The organism is Chryseobacterium sp. RR2-3-20 (assembly GCF_017808115.1).
Lineage (GTDB): Bacteria > Bacteroidota > Bacteroidia > Flavobacteriales > Weeksellaceae > Chryseobacterium > Chryseobacterium oryzae.
This window is the reverse complement of sequence record NZ_JADQBD010000009.1, coordinates 15,320-27,587: the sequence shown is the minus strand read 5'-3', so window position 1 is coordinate 27,587 and position 12,268 is coordinate 15,320. Positions and strand designations below refer to the sequence as shown.

The following is a 12,268-nucleotide window of genomic DNA, read 5'->3' as shown; positions in this document are numbered from 1 at the left end:
CATAATCTTTATTTCAACTCTAATACCAGAATACCGTTACTCTCAATATTTTTCAGATTAATATTAATCACACCATTCTTAACGGAAACAAATTCAGACTGTTTAAGTTGGGGAGATTTCAATTCTTTTTCTTTAGTGTCTTCAACGAAGTATAGATTATAATGTAGTTTTCTTTTTCCTGAAAAATATTTTTTAACATCGATATTTTTTAAACTTAAATTAAGATCTTTATTCGATCCTGAAGTATTTCCAATGAGTATATTTACAGACTTATTTTTGTTTAGATAATAACCAATTACAGAAAAGTTCTCATTTTTGGTAATTAATTTAAATCTATCATCCAGACTTTCTGCATATAACTTGTATGCAAACCAAACCGACCTTGGTTTTCCGTTCGGCATAAGCAGACCGTCCATAGAATTATTAAAGCAACTGTTACCGCCAATTTCCGCCGGGTTATCATGACAAGTTTTGCATGCTCCACTAACTCCACCTTCCTCAAAAGTATTGAGAAAAGAAAGAACAGCTAATGGACTGAACTGAACACTTTCACCAATAATTTCAGGAATATAGATTTCTTTTATTTTCAGCTTTTTAAATTTATTGAGCCAAACTTCTTTTGCAAAATTTATATTCGCCTTCATTTCTTTAATATCAGAAATAACTCCGCCTTCATGCCAAGCTAAAATATCTACAACAACATTGTTTTTCTCACAAAAAGTTAAAAAATCTTCAATAAATTCTTTGTAAAATCTAGAGCAACTAGGTCCCATAATTACAGCATCTTTACCACCAGGCATACTTCTTATGATATCATGAGCTTTTTTAAAAGCTAAAAAAAACTGTTCTTTAGTTCCTGACCAAAAACCAGTATCGGGTTCATTCCAAATATCATAAATAACAGTATTTCCGTTCTCGGCGTACATTTTTCTTACAAAAGCTTCATAGCTTTTGGGATCGCTATACGGTAAAATTCTATTTCCGTCTGTAGAATTTTCATTCAGGGTTTTGTAGATACATAAATCGCTCATGATAAGAATTGGCTGTATTTTTCTGGAAATTAGCCCCGAAATAATATCCTTTCTTTCTTGAGATTTAAACATATAATTACCAAATCTCCAGAACTTCGGTTTCAGAGCTTTAATATCATTATCTAATGTTTCAATATTATTCAAATGCAAAAAACCGGCAATACTCTCTTCCTTATATGTTTTAGAAACATCTAAAACAACAGAATTCTGGCTTTTTACAAACGCAAAAGAAAACAATAATATTGCTGAAAAAATTTGGATAGACTTTATTTTAAATATGCGATTCATCTTTATTTTGAATTAATGATATAATAGAAATATTTACAAAAGATATAAAAAAATACAGCATACAAATCAATACTTAATAGTTTAAAACCATCAAATCTGAATGTATGCTGTATTTTATTTTTCAGAGTACTACTTCTTACTTAGAGCCTCATCATATCTCTTACTGATTTCATTCCAGTTGGTAACGTTCCAAATGGCAGTAAGATAGTCTGCTCTTTTATTTTGATATTTTAGGTAATATGCGTGTTCCCAAACATCAATTCCGAAGATAGGAGTTCCTTTTTCCTCCACCACATCCATTAAAGGATTATCTTGATTAGGCGTTGAAGAAACAAATAACTTTCCTTTTTTATCTACAGAAAGCCATGCCCATCCAGATCCAAAACGGTCTGCTCCGGCTTTGCTCATTTTCTCTTTAAAAGCTTCCATACTACCAAATGCATCATTAATTGCTTTAGAAAGCTTTGCAGATGGCTGTGTATTTTTTTGCGGAGTAAGAACAGTCCAGAAAAGTTCGTGGTTATAATGTCCTCCAGCGTTATTTCTTACCGCAGGACTTAATTTTGACACGTTGGAAAGGATTTGAAATATAGTCTGCTTTTCCTGCGGAGTTCCCGCAATGGCTTTATTAAGATTATTAACATAAGCTGCAGCATGTTTAGAATAATGAATCTCCATTGTTTTGGCATCAATATTTCCTTCCAAAGCATCGTAAGCATAAGGTAACGGAGTCTGCTTAAATTGTGAGAAAGCAAACTGAGCGGTCATAACTGCAGCAAGGGCAGCGATTTTAAAAACTTTCATATTTTTATTTTATAGTTTTATAATTAAATTGACAATCAGATAATTACATAACAAAATGTAACATTGAATTGATTATCCAAAATCATTCCAATAATTTCTTAATATCTTCAATTAAAATTTCTCTGTCAGGATGATATTTTCCATTGAGTTTCGGATTATTTCCTTCGGAATCTTCATAGTTCAGTCCAGAATAATAAAGAATCGGCATATTATTTTTATTGTATCTGCAGCGGATGTTTCCCTGTTGGTCTACCAAAGCAATCATCCCACTGTGATTGAGTTTTTCACCTTCATTTTCTTTATCTCCAACATAAATATCAAACTCATCAGCCAAATTACCAATATAATCTCTATTACCGGTAAGAAAATGCCAATTTGGAGATTTTACACCAATTCTTTTAGCATGTTCACTTAATGTTTTAGGAGTATCATTTTCAGGATCAATACTAATGGAAATTATCCCAAAGTCTTTATTATTAATTTCATCTTCAACTGCCCGCATATTGGTATTCATTACGGGGCAGATTGTTGGGCATTTACTGAAGAAGAACTCTACCAAATACACTTTACCAAGCATATCTTTATTGCTTATCTGCTTATTGTTCTGATCTGTAAGTTGAAAATCGGGAACTTTCATCACAGTGTAAAGACTCTTTTTAAAATAGCTCATCCCAAGACCAATGCCTACAAAAAGCAAAGCAATAATAACAATAGGAATAATTATTTTTCTTTTACTATTGCCCGGTTGATTATTTTTGGACATATTTTTCCGGATTTTTCTTGAATTCATCTTTGCAATAGCTACTGCAGAAACCGTAGGTCTTATTTTTGTACACTGCGGTATCTTTCATTGTACTTTCGGTTTTCATGTGGCAGATAGGATCTTCTGCATTGGCAAATTTTACGGTTTTAGTTTCTGTTTTGGCAGATTTATTATTTTTTTTCTGTTTTACTTTTGGAGTTTCTTGCGCACAAGCAAACAATGATAGCGACAATAATGCCGTGAATAAAATTTTTGATTTCATTTTATTTAGATTTGAAAATTACGAATTGTTTTGATTTAAAAAATGTTTATCAACCAAATTTAATACTAAAATAATGCACACCGAAAATTCTACACAGAAAATCGTTTAGTGATTATTAAAATAAGTTAAAAGGCTGAAAAAGAGATGCAAATACCTACCCTAAAGGAGGATGAAATATTCTTGAAAAATATTCGGAATCGTAAAACCTATTTCCCGATGAAAACAGATTTTTTACAGAAAGCTCAAAATACTGCACATTAGAACAAGTAAAAATATCGCTGGAAACAAAAGCGTCTAAACCTGCAATCTTAATATTCTGATTATTATTGTTCTGTTTTTCTGTTTTAGAAAACTCCTTTGCAACGTAACATTTACCTTTACAATAAGAATTTTCGACAGTTCGGTTTTCGCAAAGATTTTTGACAATATAATCGTAATTCACCACATAATTAATCAATGGCAAAACCGGACGAATTGCGATGGTAAAAACTATGAAAAAAGACAGGAAAAACTTCAACAATAAAAATCTTTAGCACAAATATACTATTCAATTTCCGTATTTTGAGGCTGTAATGATGAATGTCATTATATTTGCAGAAACATCTTTATCAATAAAAAAATAATCAAAATTCTTTCCTCAAATGAAAATTCTAATTGTTAACGGTCCCAATCTTAATCTTTTAGGAACTAGAGAACCCGATATCTATGGCAGCGTTTCTATGGAAGATTATTTAAAAAATCTGAAAATTGAATTTTCTAATCACGAAATTGATTATTTTCAGTCTAATATAGAAGGAGAGCTTATTAACCGTATGCAGGAAAACGATTTTGATGCATTAATCATTAATCCTGGTGCTTTTACTCATTATTCTTATGCTATTGCTGACTGTCTGAAAAATATTCAGAAGCCCAAAACAGAAGTTCATATCAGTAACATTTACAAACGTGAAGAATTCCGTCAGAAATCTGTTACGGCTGCCAATACAGATGGGATTTTGTCTGGTTTTGGGATGAAAGGTTACAGAATAGCTTTATTTAATCTTACTTCTTAAAAAAATATCAATTTAAATTTCTTTAATAACATCATATAAAAAAAACAGTCCTGAAAGACTGTTTTTTGTTATTTAAAGTAACTAGAATTACTCATTTATTTTATGGGCTATTTGCCTTTTTTTCTTTCTTTCATAAATTACCTCAACGATTTTCCCACCCATCCATGCAAAAGGAAAAAAGACTAGAAATATTGAAATTTTGTAGAATGTAGGGTGATAAGGGAAAATAATAACATCCAGCATCGCCACAAAAAGCATGATAAAACCTATAAGTATAGCATAGGCAACCTTGGCATACTTTACAATAATTGCTGTTACCACTCCTCCAACAGTAGTCCCCAAGCCGGAAATAAATAACAGAAACCAGAAAAAAGCATTATTATTTTTCATGCTTTCCAAAAAGCTTTCCCAATGCTTAAAAGGAGCAAAAGCTTCAAAAGTAATCCATTGCGGAACCGCTCTTATACCAAGAGTTATGATAAGACCTGCAATAGCAAGACCAACCAAAACCGCAATTGTATTTCTTAAAAAACTCATTTTTTAATCCTGGTGAGCAATCATTGAAATTTCTATATCCACATTTTTCGGAAGACAAGACACCTGTACTGTTTCTCTTGCAGGGAAACTTTCAGCGTCCAAGTACGAAGCATAAATGTCATTCATTACTGTAAAATCATCCATATTTTTAAGAAATATCGTTGCTTTTACAACATTTTTGAAAGTCATTCCGGCTTTTGTAAGAATTGCTTCAAGATTTTTCATTACCTGATGAGTTTCTTTTTCTATGCCTTCAACGAGCTTTCCGGTAGCAGGATCTACAGGAATCTGCCCTGAAATATACAAAACTCCCTTGGCTAAATTTGCTTGAGAATAAGGTCCTATTGCAGCAGGAGCATTTTCTGTATTGATAATAGTTTTCATTTTTTTTATATAGATATTACTTGAAACAGTTCGCTATAATCCAATCACATTTTTATTTTTTTCAAATATCGATCAAAAAATAATAATTATTAATTATATAATTTCATGACCAATGAAATATTTACAGCAAAGATTGGATAGCAATAAATATTCCTTAGAATTTATTTCGGGTGCAAATATAAAATTTAAATTCTAAAATATACATGATTTTAGAAAGGTGCATTAGGCTGAGTAAAACTTCTGTCTTTATATTTCAATGCATCGCTTAATATATTGGCTTTAATCCCTATAAAGAAATCGTAAAGTTTGTATTGTCCAAAGGGTACCCAGTTGAAATTAATCGTAAAACTTCTTTGGTCTCTCGCAAACCCAATCCTTGTGTAAGCAAGTTCTTTGGTAACCATATCATAATGGGTACTTCCGTTGATGTTCCAATAAGGAGTAAGCTTAATACTTCCATCGAGACCGATAGATGCCATTCTTGTTGGTGTTCTGGATAATGTTTTAGAATATTGATAATTGGCATTTACATTGAGAGTCCAAGCCTGATCAAAATGTGCATAATTATCATCATCAAAATAATAATTTTCGTTCCTAATCTCTCCTTTTTGCGAGTATATTTTGGAGAGATCCTTTTTTTCTCCAAAAAGCTCGCTGCTTAAGGGATAAGTAAGCCCAACCTGAAAAGCCTGAACACTAAAACTTCCAAAATCTTCAGTTCTAATACCTACATCAGAACCCGGAGCAAATAAGATTTTGTAGGGTTCAATCGCTAAACTTGTATTAACACTGAGTTTATTATTAAAGAAAGACGACTGCCCACTCACCGAAATAACCGACCACGGATGAGATTTTGCTGCAAAATTATAATTTCCGCTTACATTCAGAGATTCAAAAATTTTGATTTTTTTAATTCCTGTGGAGTCGCTTTTAGAACGCACTTTCATCTCTATATTATTACCGATACTATAAGACAATGCTCCAACCATCCCCGTAGTGGGTGTTCCTACAATACCTTTATCAAAAATAGAATATGGGGTAAGTGCACCGTTGGCATCATAAAAGTTTCTGAAGTAACCAAATTTCTGACCTCCAAAATCAGGAGAATAAGTAAAACCTATACTTGGGGTCATCATATGTCGGATAGCTTCTATTGCACTCCCTTTTTTAAAATTTGCCTGCCCGTAAAGCTGGGTCTGTACACTTGCCGTAGACGAAAAAATAGTATATCCTGCGAGTTTTTTATTAATTTGTTCTACTTGTACATTTTGTACAGGATCATAGAATTTAGTAAGAGTTTTAGTCGTAAGAGCGTTATCAATAGTAGTTCCTAGACTGAATGTAAAATATTTTGCAAAAGTAGCATTGGTTCCTAAAGCAATATTATTCTTGAGCCCCGTCTGCATTTTATCCCACATTGCTTTGGTAAATAAATCCCCTTCGTTTGTGCTTACAAAGTTGGTGAGATTAAGACCTGTATTAACGGTAATATTTTCGAGTAATCCACTTCTGGTTCCTGTTCTGGATTTAAAAAGATAAAACTGATTGATCGCCACATTCATCTGAGGCAATCTTAAATCTGAAAGATTCGTTGCAAAATTTTGAGAATAAGAAGCTGTTCCTGTTATCGTTATCGGAAGTGTTAGGAATCTTTTGGTAAGAGTAAGTGTAGAATTCTGCTGCGTTCTCAAAAAACTTTGATTCATTACATAGGCGTTATTAACCGTATTGTTATAAAACGTCTGGCTGGTAACATCTACCGATGCAGAAAAATTAAGAAAAGGATTAGCCTTTGCATCTTGTGTATGCCTCCATGCAATTCTGTAAGTTCCTGTTTTACTATAATTGTTTAGCCCTTTAATTCCTCTCACGGTAGTACCAATATCGGCAGAGAAATTACCGGAGTACCTGTATTTCTTAAGATAATTCATTTCAGGTCGAATATTCCAGCTTCCTTTTGTGTAAATATCCGTCAGAATTTTAAGATCGAAATGTTCTCCGATGGGTTGATAATACCCTAATCCATTGAGAAAAAATCCTACATCTTCCCTTTCCCCAAAACTCGGGATTAAAATCCCAGCAGATCGCTTACTGGAAAAAGGTAAGATTGCAAACGGCATAACAAAAGGTGTAGGTACATCTTCTATAAACATTTGCACAGGTCCCGTAATTAAAGAAGAACTATTCTTTCCTTTCTGCATTTTAATATAAGAAGCCAGAAGATGATAATCTGGTCTGGTATCTTTCTTTTCTATATAATATGTATCGGTAGTAAATTCGGCATGTCTCATGACAAAAACCGAATCATTATATTTTTTTGTTTTTTCAGCAACAATTAATCCTTCGTTTTCCTCCGTTCTTGCATTGTATGCTATGGCTTGTTTGGTTTTTGTATTATAAGAAAAACTGTCGGTTTCATAATCTTTACCTCCTTGCTTTACCTTTACCAACTCTTTATATTTACCTAAAGAATCTAACTTCCCTCGTGCAAAAAAAACATTTCTTTCCTCATCAATAGAAATGTAATCTGCATCTATCTGTAAATCCTGATATTTTACCTGCGCATTTTTGTTGAGATAAATCATGCGTTTAGGAACATCTCTTCGGATGTCGTCTGCTTTAGTATCCAAAACATCTTCCAGAGATTCTTTTGCAGAAATAACGGTATCTTTTTTGACGATGGTATCATTAATTATCGCAGGTTTAATCATTTTTTTAGGACTTTCCTGTGCTAAAAAACTGTTAAAAATTAGGATAATTAAAATTTGTAATATATTTTTGAAGACGGTTTTGTCCAATTTTGCTTAAGTATAATTTGGCTCAAAATTACTATAATTTTTAAAACTGAAAGATGTACAAACTAAATTTTAAAATATTTTTAGCATTTCTTCTTACATTCGCTTCCACATTCATTTTCTGTCAAAAAAAATTTATCGTAGTTTTAGATGCAGGACATGGGGGAAGTGATCATGGTGCTTACAGAAATTATCCAGACATAGGTGTGGTACAGGAAAAAAACATCACCTTGGGAGTTGTGCTCAAACTAGGAGCAATGCTGGAAAAAAATAAGGACTTTAAAGTAATTTACACCAGAAAAATTGATGAATATCCATCTTTAACAGACAGAACAAACACCGCTAACCGCAGCAGAGCAGATTTATTTATCTCCGTACACGTAAATTCTTCTCCAAGCAGATCTGCAACCGCAAGAGGAACCGAAACTTTTGTACAGGGACCGGCTCAGAACAGAGAAAATCTGGAAGTAGCAAAACAGGAAAATAATGTAATTTACTTAGACGAAAAAGATAAAGAAACCTTTGCGTCTTATGATCCTTCTTCTCCCGAATCTTTAATCGCCCTAAAACTTCAGCAAAGCAAATATCTTGAAAACAGCCTTATTGTGGGGAGTTTTGTTGAAGCCAATTTTGAGAAAAGCGGAAGATTCTCAAGAGGAGTAAAGCAGGAAAATTTACACATTTTAAGAAGAAGTGCGATGCCTTCTATTCTTATTGAAACCGGTTTTGTGAATAATTATGAAGATGCTACTTATCTTAATTCCGAAAAAGGACAGGACGAAGTTGCAGAAAATATTTATAAGGCTATTATCGATTACAAAAAAGCTAAAGACAAAAGAGCGGGCATACAAGAAATCATAAAAAAACAGGAAGCTCCAAAACCTGTTGAAATGCCTCTGAAAAATGATTTCAGAATTCTTTTAATGACTGTTCCGAGCAAGTACAATTTAACAGATCCTGAACTTCGTGGTCTTAACTACATCCTTCCGATAAAAGAAAACGGAATTTATAAATATTATTATGGAGTAACCAATATGGCATCCGTAAAAGATATCAATATAAAGACAGCTAAAGATGCTGGTTTTAAAAACGCTTATGCCGTTGGATTTATGCCTAACCAAAAACTCGTTACAGGATATTATAATATTGAAGTATATGCCGGTAAAGATAAACTAAGCAGCAATTCTCCTATTTTGCAGACTCTTAAAGATGTAGACAGAAACAAAAACAACGGTATATTTTATTATACTTACGGAAAAGTTTATACTTTAGAAGATGCCATTAAACTACAGAAAGAGCTGGAAGACAAGGGCATAAAAAATACTGTTATCCAAAAGAATTTTAAATAAAGGTTGAAATTTTGAAGTTTGAAAGTTTATTTATACTTTTGCAAACTCAAAATTTGGCCTATTCGTCTAGTGGTCAGGACTCAAGGTTTTCATCCTTGCAACAGGAGTTCGATTCTCCTATAGGCTACCGATACAACATAAAAAGCACTCTTGTAGTGCTTTTTTCTATTTAACATGATTAATTTTTCTTAAAGTATCATTTTCTTATCCTAAATCAATGATTTAGGTATTAAACTTGCCCTAAATTTGTACCATACAATAACAACAAAAAAATTACTACAAATGGCAACAAAATGGAATTTAGACCCAGCTCACAGTGAAATTACTTTTAAAGTAAAACACATGATGATTTCAAACATCAAAGGAAGTTTCACAAAATTCAATGCTGAAATCGAATCTGAAGATGACAATTTTACTAATGCTAAAACAACCGCTACTATAGATGTAGATTCAATCTTCACTAATAATACAGACCGAGATAACCACTTAAAATCTGCCGATTTTTTTAATGCAGAAGCCAATCCGAAAATCACTTTTGAAGCAGATTCTTTAAATAACTCTGTAACTGGGAATATTACCTTAAATGGTATTACAAAGCCAATTACACTGGATGTTGATTTTGGCGGAATTAACGTAGATCCTTGGGGGAACACAAAAGCCGGTTTTTCTTTTGAAGGAAAAATCAACAGAAAAGATTTCGGACTGAACTGGAATGCCGCTCTTGAAGCTGGAGGAGTAATGGTAGGCGAAGATGTAAAAATTGCTGGAGATTTACAATTTGTAAAAGCATAATTTACTATCATCACAAACTTAAAACAGCGTTTTTCATAAAAATGTTTTTTTTAATCGGAAGGTTCAGATTTTTTTAAAGAATCTGAACCTTTTTAAATCTACCTGTAAATGAATTTAACAGATTTAAGCAACATCGCTTCTTTGTATAAAAATACCGAAAAAATGCCCGTTCTTTTTCTTGGACACGGCTCTCCTATGAATGCTATAGAAGAAAATCAGTTTGTACAAGGATTCAGAGATATTGCAAAAGAAATCCCAACTCCTAAAGCAATATTATGTATTTCAGCTCATTGGTTTACACAAGGGACTTTGGTAACTTCCATGCAAAACCCTAAAACCATACACGATTTTGGAGGTTTTCCAAAAGCTTTGTTTGATGTTCAATATCCTGCACCAGGAAGTCCAGAACTGGCACATGAAACAATCGAACTTATAAAACCTTTGTTGGCAGAAGAAGATTACAATTGGGGATTAGATCATGGAGCTTGGTCTGTTTTAAAGCATTTATATCCCGATGCAGATATTCCTGTCATCCAAATGAGCATAGATTACACCCAACCACCACAGTATCATTTTGATTTAGCTAAAAAACTTGATAAACTTCGGGAAAAAGGCATTTTAATTATTGGCAGCGGCAATATTGTTCATAATCTGAGAAAGATCGACTGGAAAAACATAAATACTGTAGATTTCGGCTGGGATTGGGCTGTAGAAGCGTATGAAAAAACAAATTCCTGGATTATGGACGGCAATTTCCAAAATCTGATTAATTATCAAAACCAAGGAACATTCTTACAATACGCTGTTCCTACTCCAGACCACTTTTTGCCATTAATCTATACTTTAGGTTTGAAAAGCAACAACGAAGACATCAAACTTTTCAACAATCACCTTATTGGAGGATCATTAAGCATGACAAGTGTAAAAATTGGATAAATTTTACTTGTAATTACCCTAAAATTGTACTGTTTTTATGGTAAGGCAGTTTTAATACCCACTTTTATTTTGCTTATTTAAGAACTAGAATTCTAACATATCTAAAACTTACAGCATCACAACTGCAACATAAGGCATTAGGATTATTTAGTAGAACTTTCAACAAAAACTTTTAAAATTCTTTCAGTTCTGAATGATATGATTGGAGATTAATTCTAACAATCTGCTGTTATCTGAACTTGTTTTTGTAAATTTGTGTTTGAAATTTTTTACTAGATGAAAGAAAGCGTTGTAAAAAAAATTGCTGTTCTTACCTCAGGGGGCGACTCTCCCGGAATGAACGCAGCTCTAAGAGCAGTTGTAAGAACTGCCAATTATTATAATATTGAATGTTACGGAGTGAGAGAAGGCTACAATGGTCTTATTCATGATGATTTTCTTAAAATGGGACCTCGCTCAGTAAAAAACATAATCAATCAGGGTGGTACAATTCTAAAATCTGCCCGTTCAATGGAATTTAAAACCAAAGAAGGTAGACAACAAGCCTTCGACAATTGCCAGAAATATGGTATTGAAGCTTTGGTATGCATTGGTGGAGACGGAACTTTTACAGGGGCAAAAATCTTCAACGAAGAATTCGGAATACGAGTAATTGGTGTGCCCGGAACTATTGATAATGATATTTTCGGAACAGATAACACGATTGGCTACGATACAGCACTCAATACTGCAATGGATGCAATCGATAAAATTCGTGATACGGCTACTTCTCACAACAGAGTTTTCTTTGTAGAGGTAATGGGACGCGATGCAGGATTTATTGCATTAAACAGTGGTTTGGCAACCGGTGCTCTCGACATTTTGATTCCTGAGAAAAAAGACAGTATGGACGAGCTTTTTGCCAATTTCAGAAAAGCTGAAAAAACAGGTAAAGCTTCCAGCATTGTAGTGGTAGCAGAAGGCGAAAGACTCGCAAACATCTATGAACTTGCCGAAAAAACCAAGAAAGAATTTCCGGATTACGATATTCGTGTCGCTATTTTGGGACACATCCAAAGAGGAGGATCTCCTAGCTGTGCAGACAGAGTTTTAGCAAGCAGACTGGGATTCGGGGCTGTTGTAGGACTTATGGAAGGACAAACCAATGTAATGGCAGGAATGCGATCTAACAGTCTAGTATACACGCCTATTGAAGAAGCCATTAAAAAGCACAACGAAATCGACAAAGATCTTTTGTTGATTTCAGAAATTTTAGCAATCTAAATATTATATAAT

At 33.2% G+C, this 12,268-nt stretch carries 13 protein-coding genes and 1 tRNA gene; 6 read left to right on the top strand and 8 right to left on the bottom strand.

Annotation, left to right across the window (positions count from 1 at the left end):
- Positions 1-8: 8 nt before the first annotated feature.
- The 5 genes from IV513_RS03865 to IV513_RS03845 all read right to left on the bottom strand — a co-directional run bounded on the left by IV513_RS03865 (position 9) and on the right by IV513_RS03845 (position 3,665).
- Positions 9-1,319 (bottom strand): hypothetical protein, encoded by a 1,311-nt coding sequence (locus IV513_RS03865; protein ID WP_209389196.1) that lies wholly within the window; start codon positions 1,317-1,319, stop codon positions 9-11.
- Between the two features lie 129 nt (positions 1,320-1,448).
- Positions 1,449-2,123: a superoxide dismutase gene (locus tag IV513_RS03860; protein ID WP_209389195.1), complete on the bottom strand. Its 675-nt coding sequence runs from the start codon at positions 2,121-2,123 to the stop codon at positions 1,449-1,451.
- Between the two features lie 82 nt (positions 2,124-2,205).
- Entirely contained in the window at positions 2,206-2,886 is a 681-nt protein-coding gene (locus IV513_RS03855) for an SCO family protein (protein ID WP_209389194.1), read from the bottom strand.
- Complete coding sequence (locus IV513_RS03850; RefSeq protein ID WP_209389193.1) at positions 2,873-3,148, bottom strand: YHS domain-containing protein; 276 nt, start codon at positions 3,146-3,148, stop codon at positions 2,873-2,875. Before IV513_RS03850 ends, IV513_RS03855 begins: the two co-directional genes overlap by 14 nt.
- Before the next feature lie 154 nt (positions 3,149-3,302).
- Positions 3,303-3,665, bottom strand: a complete 363-nt coding sequence (locus tag IV513_RS03845) for a hypothetical protein (RefSeq protein WP_209389192.1) — start codon at positions 3,663-3,665, stop codon at positions 3,303-3,305.
- 124 nt (positions 3,666-3,789) lie between these two features.
- Between IV513_RS03845 and IV513_RS03840 the strand changes: the two genes are divergently transcribed.
- A complete protein-coding gene (locus tag IV513_RS03840) occupies positions 3,790-4,200 on the top strand; it encodes a type II 3-dehydroquinate dehydratase (RefSeq protein ID WP_209389191.1) in 411 nt (136 codons plus the stop codon).
- Positions 4,201-4,287: 87 nt separating this feature from the next.
- Here the strand turns inward: IV513_RS03840 and IV513_RS03835 are convergent, their stop codons facing one another.
- The 3 genes from IV513_RS03835 to IV513_RS03825 all read right to left on the bottom strand — a co-directional run bounded on the left by IV513_RS03835 (position 4,288) and on the right by IV513_RS03825 (position 7,919).
- Positions 4,288-4,737, bottom strand: coding sequence for a hypothetical protein (locus IV513_RS03835; RefSeq protein WP_209389190.1), 450 nt, complete (start codon positions 4,735-4,737; stop codon positions 4,288-4,290).
- A gap of 3 nt (positions 4,738-4,740) precedes the next feature.
- Positions 4,741-5,121, bottom strand: a complete 381-nt coding sequence (locus IV513_RS03830; RefSeq protein WP_209389189.1) for a RidA family protein — start codon at positions 5,119-5,121, stop codon at positions 4,741-4,743.
- 209 nt (positions 5,122-5,330) lie between these two features.
- Positions 5,331-7,919 carry a putative LPS assembly protein LptD gene (locus IV513_RS03825; protein WP_209389188.1) on the bottom strand — a complete coding sequence of 863 codons (2,589 nt, stop codon included), beginning with the start codon at positions 7,917-7,919 and terminating at the stop codon, positions 5,331-5,333.
- Positions 7,920-7,972: 53 nt separating this feature from the next.
- Here IV513_RS03825 and IV513_RS03820 point away from each other — a divergent pair, with 53 nt between their 5' ends.
- From IV513_RS03820 to pfkA, 5 genes are all read left to right on the top strand, one after another.
- Complete coding sequence (locus tag IV513_RS03820) at positions 7,973-9,265, top strand: N-acetylmuramoyl-L-alanine amidase (RefSeq protein WP_209389187.1); 1,293 nt, start codon at positions 7,973-7,975, stop codon at positions 9,263-9,265.
- Positions 9,266-9,320: 55 nt separating this feature from the next.
- Positions 9,321-9,392 (top strand) — tRNA-Glu (locus tag IV513_RS03815).
- A 155-nt stretch (positions 9,393-9,547) separates the two neighbouring features.
- A complete protein-coding gene (locus tag IV513_RS03810) occupies positions 9,548-10,057 on the top strand; it encodes a YceI family protein (protein ID WP_209389186.1) in 510 nt (169 codons plus the stop codon).
- A gap of 108 nt (positions 10,058-10,165) precedes the next feature.
- On the top strand, positions 10,166-10,993 hold the full coding sequence (gene ygiD, locus IV513_RS03805) for a 4,5-DOPA dioxygenase extradiol (RefSeq protein WP_209389185.1): 828 nt from the start codon (positions 10,166-10,168) through the stop codon (positions 10,991-10,993).
- A gap of 276 nt (positions 10,994-11,269) precedes the next feature.
- Positions 11,270-12,256, top strand: coding sequence for a 6-phosphofructokinase (pfkA, locus tag IV513_RS03800; RefSeq protein ID WP_209389184.1), 987 nt, complete (start codon positions 11,270-11,272; stop codon positions 12,254-12,256).
- Positions 12,257-12,268 lie beyond the last annotated feature (12 nt).

What these genes read in the sequence shown, in the direction of transcription:
- IV513_RS03865 (WP_209389196.1), bottom strand. Translation starts at nt 1,319, where the DNA reads ATGAATCGCATATTTAAAATAAAGTCTATCCAAATTTTTTCAGCAATA.
- IV513_RS03860 (WP_209389195.1), bottom strand. Translation starts at nt 2,123, where the DNA reads ATGAAAGTTTTTAAAATCGCTGCCCTTGCTGCAGTTATGACCGCTCAG.
- IV513_RS03855 (WP_209389194.1), bottom strand. Translation starts at nt 2,886, where the DNA reads ATGTCCAAAAATAATCAACCGGGCAATAGTAAAAGAAAAATAATTATT.
- IV513_RS03850 (WP_209389193.1), bottom strand. Translation starts at nt 3,148, where the DNA reads ATGAAATCAAAAATTTTATTCACGGCATTATTGTCGCTATCATTGTTT.
- IV513_RS03840 (WP_209389191.1), top strand. Translation starts at nt 3,790, where the DNA reads ATGAAAATTCTAATTGTTAACGGTCCCAATCTTAATCTTTTAGGAACT.
- IV513_RS03835 (WP_209389190.1), bottom strand. Translation starts at nt 4,737, where the DNA reads ATGAGTTTTTTAAGAAATACAATTGCGGTTTTGGTTGGTCTTGCTATT.
- IV513_RS03830 (WP_209389189.1), bottom strand. Translation starts at nt 5,121, where the DNA reads ATGAAAACTATTATCAATACAGAAAATGCTCCTGCTGCAATAGGACCT.
- IV513_RS03820 (WP_209389187.1), top strand. Translation starts at nt 7,973, where the DNA reads ATGTACAAACTAAATTTTAAAATATTTTTAGCATTTCTTCTTACATTC.
- IV513_RS03810 (WP_209389186.1), top strand. Translation starts at nt 9,548, where the DNA reads ATGGCAACAAAATGGAATTTAGACCCAGCTCACAGTGAAATTACTTTT.
- ygiD (WP_209389185.1), top strand. Translation starts at nt 10,166, where the DNA reads ATGAATTTAACAGATTTAAGCAACATCGCTTCTTTGTATAAAAATACC.
- pfkA (WP_209389184.1), top strand. Translation starts at nt 11,270, where the DNA reads ATGAAAGAAAGCGTTGTAAAAAAAATTGCTGTTCTTACCTCAGGGGGC.